This is a genomic window from Streptomyces sp. NPDC088747, assembly GCF_044751025.1.
Classification (GTDB): domain Bacteria; phylum Actinomycetota; class Actinomycetes; order Streptomycetales; family Streptomycetaceae; genus Streptomyces.
In genome coordinates this window covers 134,456-151,192 of record NZ_JBIVKZ010000004.1, presented here as the reverse complement: position 1 = coordinate 151,192, position 16,737 = coordinate 134,456, and the positions used below count along the sequence as shown (strand labels likewise).

Below are 16,737 nucleotides of genomic sequence, written 5' to 3'. Positions count from 1 at the left end.
TGCCGTCAATTGCTCGCCGCGGCCGGTCCGTTGACCTCCGCACTCATCCCGACACTAGTTACGCGACAGCTCGGGGAACTCCCCTGAGATGCCCCGGCCACCCCCTATCTCTGGGGGGTGGCCGGGACATCTCCGCGTGGAACCGGGGTTCACTTCATCGTGGCGATCCACTCGTCCACGATCAGCGCGGTGGTTTCCGCGTCCTCCTGCACGAGTGAGAAGTGATTTCCGGGGGCTTTCCTGAGGGTCTGGGTGGCATCCCAGGGCGCGGCCAGCCACCGGTCCCCGCCCGGTTCCTCTCCGGGCGCGGCGATGAACGACTCGGAGGCCTGCACGAACAGGACCGGCGCCCGGAGTTCGCCGGGGGCGAAGTCGAGGAGCAGGTTGGCGTACAGGCCCATCGCGGACAGCCGGGCGCTGCCGAAGCGTCCGAACGTCGGCTCCATCGCCAGCAGGTTCCGTGCGAGGGACTCCTGTCCGACGGTCATGGCCTCGTCGCGGACCTGGAAGCTGTCCAGCAGGACGATCCCCTCGGGACCGGCGCCCGCCGCCTCAAGCCGGCTGCCGACCGCGTGCGCGACCAGGCCTCCGGAGGAGTAGCCGAGCAGGACGTACGGCTCCCCGTCCGCGGCTCGTGCCACGCTGTCGGCGATCACCTCGGTGACTGCGTCGAGCGAGGCGGGGAGGCTCTCCCCCTGCGCGAACCCGGGCAGCGGCAGCGCCGTGACGTGCCGTGTCCCGTGCAGGTGGGAGACGACCCGGGCGTGCTGGTGGACGCCGCCGACCGCCATGGGCGTGGAGAGGCAGATGAGGCGTGGCCGTCCGGGCCCGTCGGCGAGCACCACCGGCTTGGGCGGGGTCGGCAGGTCGGTGATCCCGGTGAACCGCGGACGGATGTCGGCGACCGCGCTGAGGAGGACGAACGCCTGGGTGATGTTCCCGGAGAGCACGCCCGCGCGGAACAGGTCGCTCAGCGTGTCGCCGTCCTCGGTCGCGGTGGACTCGCCGCCGGTGGCCGTGCCGGGGTCGTCGAGGTCGGCGGCCAGGCGCAGTTGGATGTGGCGGGCGAGTTCGGCGGGGTTCTTGGAGTCGAACACGGCCATCGCGGACAGCCGTAGGCCGGTGGCGGCGTTGAGGCCGTTGCGCAGCTCCATCGCGGTGAGGGAGTCGAAGCCCGCCTCCAGGAAGTCGCGGTCGGGATCGACGGCTTCGGGACCGCTGTGGCCGAGGACTCCGGCGGCGTACGTCATCACCAGTGTTCCCAGTTCCCGCTCCCGCTCCTCCTCGGGGAGGCCCGCGAGGCGTGCGCGGAGGGCGGTCGCGTCCGCCCGGCCGGTCGCGGCGGCGCGCCGGGCGCGCGGCACCAGGCCGCGCATCAGCGGCGGCAGGTCGTCGCCCGTGGACGCCAGGGCCCTGAGGTTGAGGCGTATCGGGACGAGCGCCGCCGCGTCCAGGGTGCCCGCGGTGTCGAGGAGTCCGAGTGCCTGCTCGGCGGAGAGTGCTTCGACGCCTGAACGGCCCACGCGTTGCAGGTCGTTGTCGTCGAGGCGGCCTGCCATGCCGCTGTCGCTCGCTCCCCACAGCCCCCAGGCCAGGGACTGGGCGGGCAGGCCGTGGGCTCGGCGGTGTGCGGCCAGGGCGTCCAGGAAGGCGTTCGCCGCCGCGTAGTTGCCCTGGCCCGGATTGCCCAGTACACCGGCGGCCGAGGAGAACATGACGAACGCCGACAGGTCCATGTGGCGGGTCAGTTCGTGCAGGTGCCATGCCGCGTCGGCCTTCGGGCGGAACACCGTGTCCACGCTCTCGGGGGTGAGGGAGGAGATCATTCCGTCGTCCAGTACGCCCGCCGCGTGCACGACGGCACCCAGGTTCCGCCCGTCCAGGAGCGCCGCGAGGGCGTCCCGGTCGCCCACGTCGCAGGCCGCGACCTCCACGCGCGCGCCGAGTTCCGCGAGTTCCTCGCGCAGTTGGGCGGCGCCGGGTGTCGCCGCTCCGCGCCTGCCCACCAGGAGCAGGTCCCGGACGCCGCGTTCGGTGACCAGGTGCCGTGTCACGACGGCGCCGAGCGCCCCGAGCGCACCGGTCACCAGCACCGGGCCCTCGCCCGCGAACTCCGAGGCGCGCTCCGGCACGGACTCCTCGATCGGCTCCGACACCGCGGCCGATACGGCGGGTTCGGCGGGCACCTTCGCCAGGCGGGCCGCGCGGATCACGCCGTCGCGCAGGGCGATCTGGGGTTCGTCCGACGCCACCAGGGCCGGGAGCACGCTCGCGGCGTCGGCGGGGTCGGGCAGATCGGCCAGGGCGATCCGGCCCGGGTCCTCGGACTGTGCCGAGCGCACCAGACCCCACACCGCGGAGCCGGCGAGGTCGGTGACGTCCTCGCCGTCCGTCGACACCGCGCCCGAGGTGACGATCACAAGGCGGGAGCCGGCGAACCGGTCGTCGGAGAGCCACGACCGGGCGACGCCGAGCACCCGGTGCACGGCCTGACGCGCCGCTTCGGCACCCGGCGCACCCGTCACGGGCAGCACCACGACCTCGGGGACGGCGGTGTCGTCCGTCAGGTCGTCCCAGGCGATCCAGTCCGGGGTCCGCCCGGCTCGGGCGGCGGGGAGCGGTGTCCACTCCAGGCGGAACAGCGACTCGTGGAAGGGGGATCCGGCCGCGGCGGACAGCTGCTCCGGGGACACCTCCCGCAGGGCCAGCGACTCGACCGTCGCGATCGAGTTCCCGGCCAGGTCGGCGGTCTGGAGCGACACCACGCCGCTGCCGGTCGGGGTCACCCTGACGCGCAGGGCCCGGGCGCCGGAGGCGAAGAGTTCCACGCCGGACCAAGCGAAGGGCAGGACCACTCCGTCCCCGACCGCGTCGCCCAGCGCGATCGCGTGCAGACCCGCGTCCAGCAACGCCGGATGCAGCCCGAAGCCGTCGGCCTCCACCTGGTCGGGCAGCGCGACCTCCGCGAACACCTCGTCGTCACGCCGCCACGCGGCCCTCAGCCCCTGGAACACCGGCCCGTACTCCAGACCGATGTCGGCCAGCCTGTCGTAGAGCCCGGTGACGTCGATCTCGGTGGCGCCGGCCGGGGGCCACTGTTCGAGCCCGGGGTCGGCGGGGGTGCCGGCCGGGGCCAGTACTCCGAGCGCGTGCCGGACCCACGGGCCGTCCGTGTCCGCGCGGGTGTGGATCGTCACGGGCCGTCCGCCGTCCGGTTCCTCTGAGGCGCCGACCACCACCTGCACGGAGACGCCGCCGTCCGCGGGCAGCACCAGCGGCGCCTCCAGCGTCAGCTCTTCGACTCGTCCGCATCCGACCTGGTCACCGGCGCGAACTGCCAGCTCCACGAACCCCGTTCCGGGGAACAGCGTCACACCGGACACGGCGTGGTCGCCGAGCCACGGCTGTGTGCCGACCGACAGGCGGCCGGTCAGTGTCACGCCGTCCGCCTCGGCGGACACGGACGGGACGACCGCTCCGAGCAGCGGATGCCCGGGGGCGTCCAGGCCCAGGGACGTCACGTCGCCGGCGCCCGCGGTCTGGTCCGTCCAGTAACGGCGGCGCTGGAAGGCGTAGGTGGGCAACTCCGTACGTCCGGCCCGGTGTCCGGCGAAGGCGACGCTCCAGTCGACGTCCACGCCGCCGGTGAACACCTCGGCGAGGGAGGCCAGGAGCCGCGCCACGCCGCCCTCGCCGCGGCGCAGGGACCCGGTCGTCACTCCGCTCACACCCGCCGATTCCATGGTCTCCCCCAGGCCGACCAGCAGACCGGGGTGCGGGCTGGACTCGACGAACGCGGTGAAGCCGTCGTCCAGCAGGGCGCGCGTCGCCTCCTCGAACCTGACGGTCCGGCGCAGGTTGGCGTACCAGTACTCGGCGTCGAGGGTCGCGGTGTCGAGCGGCGCGCCGGTCACGGTCGAGTAGAACGCGATCCTGGACGGCCGGGGTGACAGGCCGTCCAGTTCGGCGAGTATCCGGTCGCGGACTCCCTCGACGAACACCGAGTGGGAGGCGTAGTCGACCGGGATCAGCCGTACCCGGACGCCCTGTTCCTCCAGCGTCGCCCGGAGTTCGGCCAGCGCGTCCACCTCGCCGCACACGACGACGGACGTGGGTCCGTTGACCACCGCCATCTCAAGTCGCCCGTCCCACCCGGCGAGTACGCCGGCGGCCTGCTCCGGGGACATGGCCACCGACATCATTCCGCCCTGCCCCGCGAGGTCCTGGGCGATGATCCGGCTCCGGACGGCGACCACGCGGGCGCCGTCGTCGAGGGAGAGCGCGCCCGCCACACAGGCCGCCGCGATCTCGCCCTGCGAATGTCCGACGACCGCCGCGGGCTCCACTCCGAAGCCGCGCCACACCTCGGTCAACGACACCATGACCGCCCACAGGACGGGCTGGACGACGTCGACCCGCTCCAGCGGTCCGCCGTCACCGCGCAGCACGTCGAGCAGGTCCCACTCGACGAACGGCTCCAGGGCCCGCCCGCACTCCGCCAGCCGGGCGGCGAACACCGGTGAGGAGTCGAGGAGTTCGACCGCCATGCCGACCCACTGCGATCCCTGGCCGGGGAAGACGAACACCGGCGCGGCACCCCCACGTCCGGAGCCGCGCGACACTCCGGGGTGCACAGCACCCGCGGCGAGCGCGTCGAGACCTTCCAGCGCGGTCTCCCGGTCCGCCGCGAGCACGACCGCCCGGTGGTCGAACACCGCCCTCGACGTCGCCAGCGAGAGCCCGATGTCCGCGATGCCGACGGTCTCGTCCGCCCGTACGAAGGCGGCCAGCCGTTCGGCCTGGGCACGGACGGCGTCGGCGCTGCGGCCCGTCACCACCCACGGGAAGGCCGCGGGCCGGGACCGGTCGGCGAGGTCGGAGGCGTTCGAGGTGTCGGAGGCGTTGTGGATGTCGGACGTGTCGGGGGTGTCGTCCGTCCCGGACGGGGTCGGGGGCTGTTCCAGGATCACGTGCGCGTTGGTGCCGCTGATCCCGAACGAGGAGACACCAGCCCGGCGCGGACGGCCGTTCCGCGGCCACTCACGCGTCTCGGTCAGCAGCTCCACCCGCCCGGCGGACCAGTCGACGTGCGGCGTCGGCTCGTCCACGTGCAGTGTCCTGGGCATCACCCCGTGCCGCATGGCCTGCACCATCTTGATGATCCCCGCGACACCGGCCGCCGCCTGCGTGTGGCCCATGTTCGACTTGACCGACCCGAGCCACAACGGCGGCCCGTCCGCCCGGTCCTGCCCGTACGTCGCCAGCAGGGCCTGCGCCTCGATGGGGTCGCCGAGCCGGGTGCCGGTGCCGTGCGCCTCGACCGCGTCCACGTCCGCCGTGCCCAGACCCGCGTTGGCGAGCGCCTGCCGGATCACCCGACGCTGCGACGGACCGTTCGGCGCCGTCAACCCGTTCGAGGCGCCGTCCTGATTGGTCGCGGTGCCACGGACGATCGCCAGCACGGGGTGGCCGTTGGCACGCGCGTCGGACAGCCGCTCCACCAGCAGCATCCCCGCACCCTCACCCCAGCCGGTGCCGTCGGCGGCGGCGGCGAACGACTTGCTGCGTCCGTCCGCCGCGAGTCCGCGCTGCCGGCTGAACTCCACGAACGTCCCCGAGGTCGCCATCACCGTGACGCCGCCCGCGAGCGCGAGAGTGCACTCGCCGGTCCGCAGCGCCTGCGCCGCCAGGTGCAACGCCACCAGCGACGACGAGCACGCGGTGTCCACGGTGACGGCGGGTCCCTCCAGGCCGAGCGTGTAGGAGACGCGCCCCGAGGCGACACTGCCGCCGCTGGCTCCGCCGCCGTAGTCGTGGTACATCACTCCGGCGAACACTCCGGTCGCGGTGCCGCGCAGGGCGCCGGGGTCGATCCCGGCGCTCTCGAACGCCTCCCACGAGGTCTCCAGGAGCAGCCGGTGCTGCGGGTCGGTCTCCAGCGCCTCGCGGGGTGATATCCCGAAGAACTCCGCGTCGAAGTCGGCCGCGTCGTAGAGGAAGCCGCCCTCACGGGCGATGCACTTGCCGGGTTTCCCGGGCTCGGGGTCGTAGAGGCCGTCGACGTCCCAGCCCCGGTCGCGGGGGAACTCCGCCACCGCGTCCACGCCGTCGGCGACGAGCCGCCACAGGTCCTCGGGGGACGCGACACCGCCGGGGAACCGGCATGCCATGCCCACGATCGCGATCAGTTCGTCGACGCTCGCCTGGGCCCGTACCGGGGCGGCGGTCTCCCCCGCGCCGAGGAGCTCGCCCATGATGTGCCGGGCGACGGCGTCGGAACTGGGGTGGTCGAAGACCAGCGTGGCGGGCAGCCGCAGGCCGGTGGCGGCGCCGAGCAGATTGCGCAGTTCCACCGCCGACAGGGAGGTGAAACCGAGTTCGGTGAACGCCCGGGTGGGCTCGATCGAGCGGGCGTCCTCGTGGCCCAGCACCGCGGCGACGTGCGTGCGTACCAGGTCGAGGAGGGCGCGGTCGCGTTCCGCCTCGGGCAGTGCGTCCAGTCGGCGCCGCAGCGATACGGCGCCACCGGACCGGGCGGCCCGGCGGACGGGCTGCTTGACCAGGCCGTGCAGGATCGCGGGGATCGCGCCGGAGCCGGCGAACGACCGCAGCACGGCGAGGTCGAGCCGGACGGGCACGAGCTCCGCCGTGCCGGCGGTCAGCGCCAGGTCGAACAGCGCGAGACCCTCGGTGGCCGTGAGAGGCGGCATCCCGGAGCGCCGCAACCGTTCGGTGTCGGCGTCGGCGAGACCGCCCGCCATGCCTTCCGCCTCGGCCCACGGGCCCCACGCCAGGGACACCGCAGGCAGACCGAGCGCGTGGCGGTGGGCGGCAAGGGCGTCCTGGAACGCGTTCGCCATCGCGTAACCGGCCTGCCCGGCGCCGCCCAGCGTGCCCGCGACCGAGGAGAACAGCACGAACGCCGACAGGTCCAGGTCACGGGTCAGCTCGTGCAGATACCAGGCCGCGTCGGCCTTCGGGGCGAGGACCGTGTCCATCCGGTCCGGCGTGAGGGAGGTGAGAACTCCGTCGTCCAGTACACCCGCCGTGTGCACGACCCCGGTCAACGGGTGCTCGATTCCGGCGAGAAGAGCGGCGACGGCCTCACGGTCGCCGACGTCACAGGCGGCGACAGTGACCTCGGCACCGAGCTCGGCGAGTTCCCCGCGGAGTTCGCGGGCACCGGGGGCTTCGATCCCCCGGCGGCTGGTCAGCAGCAGGTGCCGGACGCCGTGGTCCCGCACCAGGTGCCGGGCGACAAGCGAACCGAGGCCGCCAGTACCGCCGGTGATCAGTACGGTGCCGGACGGGCCGAAGGACGGGTTGTGGGTACCGGCCGACGGGCTGTGGGTACCGGCAGACGGGCTGTCCGTACCGCCGGACGCCCTGACCAGCCGGGGAACCCGGACCTCGGCGCCGCGCACGGCCAACTCGGGTTCACCGCAGACCGCCAGCGTCGACAGTGACGGAGTTGCGCGCTCGGCATCCGCGTCACGGTCCGGGTCCAGGTCCGGGTACGGGCCCGGCTCCAGGTCCGGGTCCGGGTCGAGGTCGACGAGGACGAACCGGTCGGGATGTTCGGTCTGGGCGGTGCGGATCAGGCCGCGTACGGCCGTGGCCGCGAGATCGCCTGACCGTTCACCTTCCGCGGTGACGGCCGCGCCGCGGGTGACCACCACCAGCCGTGCGGCGTCCAGCCGTTCGTCGGCCAGCCACCCCTGGACGAGACGAAGGGTCTCGTGAGCGACCGCCCGCACGCCGGCCGGCACGTCGTCGCCACCGCCGGGAGGGCATGCCCATACGACGACGTCCGGGACCCTCTCCCGCACGAGCCCCGCCAAGTCCGCGTACGCGGGGGCGCCTTCGGGCAGTCCGCAGCGATCGGTTCCCAGCACGGCCACGGCGGGCGTGCTCGACGGCTCACTGATCGGCGTGGCCGACCACGCGACGGTGAACAGCGAGCCGTCCGATCCGTCCGGGACGGCGAGTTGCTCGGGCGTCACCGGCCGCGTCACCAGGGATTCCACCGACAGAACGGCCTGTCCTGTCTCGTCGGTCACCAGCAGGCTCATCCCCGCGGCATCGCCGCGGCCGATCCGGACGCGCACCACCGGTGCTCCGGCGGCGTGCAGCCGTACCCCGCTCCACTCGAACGGCAGGACGGCCCCGTCGCCGTCCCCGTCGAGGAAGACCGCGTGCATCGCCGCGTCCAGCAGCGCCGGGTGGATGCCGTACTCGGCGGCCTCGGCCCGGTCGTGCTCGGACAGCGCGACCTCGGCGAACAGGTCGTCACCGGCTCGCCACGCGGCGCGCAGCCCCTGGAACGCGGGGCCGTAGCCGAACCCGCGCTCGGCGAGCGTCTCGTAGAGGTCCGTGATGTCCAGGGCGGCCGCGTTCTCCGGGGGCCAGACCGTGAGGTCCTCCCCGGGCACCACACCGCCCGAGGACAGGAGCCCGCTCGCGTGCCGTGTCCACGGCAGGTCGGGCGAGGCGTCGTCGTGGTGGGAGTAGACGCTGACCCGGCGGGCGCCGTCGTCGTCGAGGGCGCCGACCATGACCTGGACGTCGACACCGCCCTGCTCGGGCAGCACGAGCGGTGCCTCAAGGGTGAGTTGCTGAAGTACGTCGCACCCGACCTGGTCGCCGGCCCGTACGGCCAGTTCCACGAAGGCGGTACCCGGCAACAGCAGGGCGCCGAACACCTCGTGGTCGGCCAGCCAGGGCCGAGTGCCGGCCGCCACCCTGCCGGTCAGCACGACACCGTCGGTCTCCGGGGACGCCAAGGCGGCGCGGAGGAAGGGGTGTTCGGCGGCGACCTGGCCGAGGCCCGACACGTCACCCGCGCCCGTCGGGGTGTCGAGCCAGTAGTCCTGCCGCTGGAAGGCGTACGTGGGCAGCTCGACCAGGCGGGCACCTCGACCGGAGAACACGGCCCGCCAGTCCACCGCGACTCCGTGCGCGTGGATCAGACCGACGGCCGCCCGCAACTCCCGCTCCTCGGAACGGTCCCGGCGCAGCAACGGCACGACGACCTCTTCGGCGTCGTCCGCGACCTGCCCTCGGACCATCGCGGACAGGACCGCGTCGGGGCCCACCTCTACGAAGCGGGTGACACCCTCGTCGCGCAGTGACTGGACGCCGTCCGCGAAACGGACCGCCTGACGGACGTGCCGTACCCAGTAGTCGGCCGATCCGAGATCCTCTGCCGGCCGGCCCGTCACATTCGACACGACCGGGATGACGGGGGTGTCGTAGGTGATGCTTTCGGCGACCTCGCGGAAGGCGTCCAACATCGGGTCCATCAACGGGGAATGGAACGCGTGCGAGACCCGCAGCCGGGATGTTCTGCGGCCCAGAGCAGTGAAGTGCACCTTGATGCGCGCCACTTCGGCCTCGGCACCGGAAACCACGACCGAATCCGGGCCGTTGACCGCCGCGACATCGGCCAACTTGAGGTCGAGCAGCGGAGCGACCTCGTCCTCGGTGGCCTGGACGGCGAGCATCGCACCGCCGCCCGGCAGTGCCTGCATCAACCGGCCACGGGCAGCCACCAACTTGGCCGCGTCACTGAGCGAGAACATCCCGGCCACATGCGCCGCCGCCAACTCACCGATCGAATGACCCGCAAGAAGGTCAGGCCGTACACCCCAGGACTCAAGCAGCCGGAACAGCGCCACCTCGAAGGCGAAAAGCCCGGCCTGAGCGAAGACCGTCCGGTCCAACAGATCAGCACGCGACCAGATCACCTCACGAAGCGACTCGGTCTCCGGATGCGTTCGCGGATCCAGCCGCAGATGCAGATCGAGCTCCGTGCACACCTCGTCGAACGCGGCGGCGAAGGCTGGGAAGGCCTTGTGCAACTCTCGTCCCATGTCCACCCGTTGGGCGCCCTGGCCCGAGAACAGGAACGCTGTCCGACCCGAGGTGGCCACACCACGAACGACACCGGGGCGGGGTTCGTCCAGCGCGATCGCGGCCAGCCCTCGCAGTCCGGAATCACGGTCGTCGGCCACGACCACGGCACGGTGTTCCCATGCCGTGCGCGAGAGCGCCAGTGACAACCCGACGTCGAGGGGGCGCAGTTCCGGCCGGGCCTCCACGTAGGCGCGCAGCTTCTCCGACTGGGCCCGAAGTGCTGCGGCTGACTTGCCCGAGAGGATCCACTCCACGGAGGCGGGTGCGGAGCGCTCGGTGGTCTCGACCGGTGTCCGGGACTCCGCCGGTGTCTCGGTCTCGGCGGGCGGCGCGGCTTCGATGATGACGTGGGCGTTGGTGCCGCTGATCCCGAACGAGGAGATCCCCGCCCGACGCGGATGACCGTTCTGCGGCCACTCCCGCGCTTCCGTAAGGAGTTCCACCTCACCCGCGGTCCAGTCCACCTCCGGGGTGGGCTGGTCGACGTGCAGCGTCCGGGGCAGTACGCCGTGGTCCATGGCCTTGACCATCTTGATGATCCCCGCCACACCCGCGGCGGCCTGGGTGTGACCGATGTTCGACTTGATGGAACCAAGCCACAACGGGCTGCCCTCCGGGCGATCCTGCCCGTACGTCGCCAGCAGCGCCTGCGCCTCGATCGGGTCACCCAACGTCGTACCCGTACCGTGCGCCTCCACCGCGTCCACATCAGCGGTGGTGAGACCCGCGGTCGCCAACGCCTGCCGGATCACCCGCTGTTGGGACGGACCGTTCGGCGCGGTCAACCCATTGGAGGCGCCGTCCTGATTCACCGCCGTGCCACGCACGATCGCCAGCACAGGATGACCGTTGGCACGCGCGTCCGACAACCGCTCCACCAACAGCATCCCCGCACCCTCACCCCACGACGTCCCGTCAGCCGCAGCCGCGAACGACTTCGCACGCCCATCACGCGCAAGCCCCCGCTGACGACTGAACTCCACAAACGTCTCCGGAGTCGCCATCACCGCCACCCCACCCGCCAACGCCAGCGAACACTCCCCCGACCGCAACGCCTGCACAGCCAGATGCAACGCCACCAACGACGACGAACACGCCGTATCAACCGTCACCGCAGGACCCTCAAGACCCAACGTGTACGAGACCCGACCTGACGCCACTGAACCCGTGCTGCTGTTGTGGGCGTAGTCGTGGTACATCATCCCGGCGAAGACACCCGTCGAACTGCCCCGCAGCGTCGACGGATCGATCCCCGCCCGCTCCAACGCCTCCCACGAAACCTCCAGCAGCAGCCGCTGCTGAGGGTCCATCAACCAGGCCTCGTTCGGGCTGATCCCGAAGAAGCCGGGATCGAATCCGGCGGCGTCATGCAGGAACCCGCCTTGGTCCACATAACTCTTGCCAGGGCGACCCGGCTCGGGGTCGAACAACCCGGCCAGATCCCAGCCGCGTTCGGTGGGGAGACCGGAGACACCGTCGACGCCGTCGGCGACCAGCCGCCACAGGTCGTCCGGTGAGACGACGCCGCCGGGATAGCGGCACGCCATGCCCACGACGGCGATCGGCTCGTCGTCGACCGGGGTCCGCAGTACGGGGGCGGATCCGGTGGGCTCCTGCGAACCGAGGATCTCGTCGAGCAGGTGGTCGGAGAGCACCTGTGGCGTCGGGTGGTCGAACACCAGGGTCGCGGGCAGCCGGAGGCCCGTCGCCCGGTTCAGCCGGTTCCGCAACTCGACAGCCGACAGCGAGTCGACACCCAGGTCACGGAACACGCGTCCGCCGTCGACGTCCTGCGGACCGGCGAACCCCAGAACGTGCGCGGTCTGGACGCGCACGGTCTCCAGGAGGGCCGGTCGACGCTCGGCCTCGGGCAGGGCTACGAGCCGCTGTCGCAACGCCGCCGCCTCCTGCGTGCCCGCCGCGGCCGTCCTGCGGCGGCGCCCGGCCACCAGGCCACGCAGGATGTGCGGCAACTCGTCACCGGCTCCGGCGAGCGCGTTCGTGTCCAGCGTTATCGGCACCAGCAGGGGCTCGGCCATCCCGGTGGCGGCGTCGAACAAGGCGAGGCCCTTGTCGACGGACAGCCCCTCCACACCCGACCGCGCCATCCGCTGAACATCCGCGCCCGCGAGTTGACCCGCCATCCCTTCGCTCCACAGTCCCCAGGCGAGCGACTGCGCCGGCAGACCGTTCGCCCGACGATGTACGGCCAGAGCGTCCAAGTACGCGTTCGCCGCCGCGTAGTTGCCCTGCCCCGGAGCTCCCAGCACACCAGCAGCCGACGAGAACATCACGAACGCCGAGAGATCCATGTCCCGCGTCAACTCGTGCAAATTCCAGGCGGCATCCGCCTTCGGACGCAGCACCGCGTCCACCCGATCGGCCGTCAACGACGAGATCACCCCGTCGTCCAACACCCCCGCCACATGCACGACACCCGACAGATCACGACCAGCCAGCAACCCCGCGACCGCATCCCGGTCCGCGACATCACAGGCCACCACCTCGACCTCAGCACCCAACTCCAACAGGGCCGCCGACAGTTCCGCCGCACCTGGGGAATCAGCACCCCGGCGGCCCACCAGCACCAGGTGCCGAACCCCGTGGGTCGCCACCAGATGCCGCGCCACCACACCACCCAACGCACCGAACGCACCCGTCACCAGCACAGCACCGGTGTCGCTGAAAACGGACCTCGCGGCGCCGTCGTTGTCCGGACCGTCCTGGTGGGGGGTCCTGGCGAGTCTCGGCACGTGCACGGCGCCGTCGCGGATCACGATCTGGGGCTCGTCGACCGCCGTAGCGTCGCCGGTCAGCCGGATCAGGTCGGCGGGGGCGTCCGTGTCCACCAGGAGGATGCGGCCCGGCTCTTCCGACTGGGCCGACCGTACGAGGCCCCACACCGCCGCGCCCGCGAGGTCGGTGACGTCCTCGCCGTCCAGCGCGACCGCGCCACTGGTCACCACGGCGAGTCGGGAGCCGGCGAACCGGTCCTCGGCCAACCACGCCTGTACGACCTCAAGTACTCGGAGCACAGCGGCGCGTACGTCCGCGCCGTCCCCGCTGTGCCGACCGTCCCCGCCGCCCCCACCTCCCTCGCCGGTGACCGGCAGGACCACGACGGCGGGCACCTCGACCGTGTCCGTCCGGTCGTCGTCCCAGAGTGTCCACGGCACCTCGGTTCCCGTGCCTGACCTCGCCGGGGACCATGTCAACCGGTACAGCGAGTCGTGGAACGCCGGTGTGGCGACGGTGAGTTGTCCGGCCGACAACGGGCGTGACACCAACGAGTCCACGGTCAGCACCGGGCTGCCCGTCCCGTCGGTCAGCCGCAGCGACATCCCGTCCGAGTCCGTCTTCGTGAGCCGCGCCCGCAATGCCGTGGCGCCTGAGGCGAACAGTCGTACGCCGTTCCAGGCGAAGGGGAGGACCATCCCGCTGTCGGCATGTCCGTCCCGGGTCACCAGAGCGGTGTGCAGGACCGCGTCGAGCAGGGCGGGGTGCATGCCGAACGCGGCCGCCTCCTCGATCGCGTGCTCCTCGTCCTGGGGCAGCGCGACCTCGGCGAACAGTTCGTCGCCGCGCCGCCACACCGCGCGCAGACCCTGGAACAGCGGTCCGTATTCGTAACCCGCCGCAGCGAGTTCCCCGTACGCGCCGTCCACCGGTACGGCGGTCGCGCCCTGCGGCGGCCACTCCCCCAGGTCGGACGACGGTTCCCCGGCGTCACCGCCGAGGAGTCCGGTGGCGTGCCGGACCCACAACTGGTCGGTGGCATCGGCCTGGGAGTACACGCCGATCACCCGCCGGCCCGTCTCGTCGGCGGCCTCCACCACGACGTGCACGGCGACGCCGCCGTACTCGGGCAACACCAGCGGTGCCTGGAGCGTCAGTTCCTCGACGACCGGGCACCCGGCGTGGTCACCGGCCTGGAGCGCCAGTTCCACCAGCGCGGTCCCCGGCACGACGACACCGCCCAGCATGCGGTGGTCCCCGAGCCAGGGATGGGAGTCGGTCGACAGCCGGCCGGTCAGCACCAGGCCGCCGGAACCGGGCAGGCCCGTGACCGCCCGGAGCAGCGGATGTTCGACCGGCCCGAGGCCCAGCGAGGTCGCGTCGCCGGTCGCCGAGGCGTCGAGCAACCAGAACCGGTCGCGCTGGAAGGCATAGGTGGGCAGGTCGATCCGTACGGCACCGCGGCCGTCGAACAGGGCGTCCCAGTTCACCGGGACACCCGTGGCGTGGAGGGTTCCGAACGCGGTGAGCAGCGTGCTGGTCTCGGGCCGCTCGGCGTCGAGCGCGGCGACGGTGACCAGCTCTTCGAACGGCTCAAGGCAGGCCTGCGTCATGGCGGTCAGGACCGCGTCGGGGCCCAGTTCCACGAAGCGGGTGACGCCCTCGTCGCGCAGTGTCTGGACACCGTCGGCGAAGCGGACCGCCTGGCGGACATGCCGTACCCAGTAGTCGGCAGACCCCAGTTCCTCCGCCGACCGGCCCGTCACGTTCGAGATCACGGGTATGGCCGGAGGACTGTAGGTGACGCTCTCGGCGACCTCGCGGAAGTCGTCCAGCATCGGTTCCATGAGCGGCGAGTGGAAGGCGTGCGAGACCCGCAACCGAGTCGTCCTGCGCCCCTGCGCCTCGAACCGGGCCCGGAGTTCGTCCACCGCGTCCTCGGCGCCGGAGATCACGACCGAGGTCGGGCCGTTGACCGCCGCGACCGCCACCTCCGCACTGTCCAGCAGCGGTACGACCTCGCCCTCGGTCGCCTGCACAGCGACCATCGCACCGCCGGTCGGCAGCGCTTGCATCAAACGGCCCCGCGCGGCCACCAACTTGGCCGCGTCGGCGAGCGAGAACACCCCGGCCACATGCGCCGCCGCCAGCTCACCGATCGAATGGCCCGCCAGGAAGTCGGGCCGTACGCCCCACGATTCGAGCAGACGGAACAGTGCCACCTCGACGGCGAAGAGTCCGGTCTGTGTGAACAGCGTCCGGTCCAGCAGATCGGCGCGCGACCGGATCACCTCACGGAGTGACTCGCCCTCCAGGTGAAGATCCAGCTCGGCGCAGACCGCGTCGAACGCCGCCGCGAACACGGGGAAGGTCTCGTACAACTCCTGTCCCATGCCGACCCGTTGAGCGCCCTGACCCGAGAACAGGAAGGCGGTCCGACCGGTACTCGCCGCCCCCTGTACCGCTCCGCGGCCAAGGGTGCCTTCGGCGAGCGCGTCGAGCTCGGCCAGCAGTTCGCCGCGGTCCCGGCCGACCAGTACCGCACGGTGTTCCAGGTGTGCGCGTGACGTCGCCAGGGAGAACCCGGTGTCCTGCGGCGTGAGTTGTCCGTCGGTGCGGACGAATGCGGCCAGCCGTCCGGCCTGGGCGCGCAACCCCGCTTCGGTGCGTGCGGAAATCGGCCAGGGGACGACCGGAAGGGGCTCGCCCGGCGCCTCGGCGGACTTGGCCTCGACGGGTGGTGCCGCCTCGATGATGACGTGGGCGTTGGTCCCGCTGATCCCGAACGACGAGATCCCCGCCCGACGCGGCCGCCCCTCCTCGGGCCACTCCCGCGCCTCCGTCAACAACTCCACCTGTCCCGAGGCCCAGTCCACCTCGGGGGTCGGCTCATCGACGTGCAGCGTCTTCGGCAGGACGCCATGGTCCATCGCCTTGACCATCTTGATGATCCCCGCCACACCGGCGGCGGCCTGCGTATGTCCGATGTTCGACTTGATCGATCCCAGCCACAACGGGCTTTCCTCGGAACGCTCTTGCCCGTACGTCGCCAGCAACGCCTGCGCCTCGATGGGGTCGCCGAGTGTCGTGCCAGTACCGTGCGCCTCGACGGCGTCGACCTGGTCGGACGACAGCCGCGCGTTGGCCAACGCCTGCCGGATCACACGCTGCTGGGCCGGACCGTTGGGCGCCGTCAGTCCGTTCGACGCGCCGTCCTGGTTGGTCGCGGTGCCCCGGACGATCGCCAGTACGGGATGACCGTTGGCTCGCGCGTCCGACAGCCGCTCCACCAGCAGCATCCCCGCGCCCTCGCCCCACGAGGTGCCGTCGGCCGCGGCCGCGAACGACTTCGCACGCCCGTCACGCGCGAGCCCCCGCTGACGGCTGAACTCCACGAACACGTCGGGCGTCGCCATCACGGCGACGCCGCCGACCAGTGCGAGGGAGCACTCACCCGAGCGGAGCGACTGCACCGCGAGATGCAGAGCCACCAGCGAGGACGAGCAAGCGGTGTCCACCGTCACCGCCGGGCCCTCAAGACCCAGCGTGTACGAGACCCGACCGGACGCGACCGAGCCGGTGCTGCTGTTGTAGGCGTAGTCGTGGTACATCATCCCGGCGAACACGCCGGTCGGACTGCCCCGCAGCGCCGACGGATCGATCCCCGCCCGCTCAAGCGCCTCCCACGACACCTCCAGCAGCAAGCGCTGCTGAGGGTCCATCAACCAGGCCTCGTTCGGGCTGATCCCGAAGAAGCCGGGGTCGAATCCGGCGGCGTCGTGCAGGAATCCGCCCTGGTCCACATAGCTCTTGCCAGGACGACCCGGCTCGGGGTCGAACAACCCGGCCAGATCCCAGCCGCGGTCCACGGGGAACCCCGAGAGGCCTTCCGCCTCATCGCTGACGAGGGTCCAGAGGTCCTCCGGGGACTGGACCCCGCCCGGGTAGCGGCAGGCCATCGAGACGATGGCTATCGGCTCGCGCAGGTCGGAGGTGAGCCGGCGATGTTGCGCCCGGAGCCGTTCCGTCTCCTTGAGCGATGCCCGCAGTGCCTGGAGGAGCTTTTCGTCGGAATTAGGCATCGTC

1 protein-coding gene is annotated in these 16,737 nt (G+C 71.9%); it reads right to left on the bottom strand.

Features of this window, described 5'->3' with window-relative positions; all coding sequences use genetic code 11:
- Positions 1-149 precede the first annotated feature (149 nt).
- Positions 150-16,700: an SDR family NAD(P)-dependent oxidoreductase gene (locus ACIP79_RS11830; protein ID WP_401222723.1), complete on the bottom strand. Its 16,551-nt coding sequence runs from the start codon at positions 16,698-16,700 to the stop codon at positions 150-152.
- Positions 16,701-16,737 lie beyond the last annotated feature (37 nt).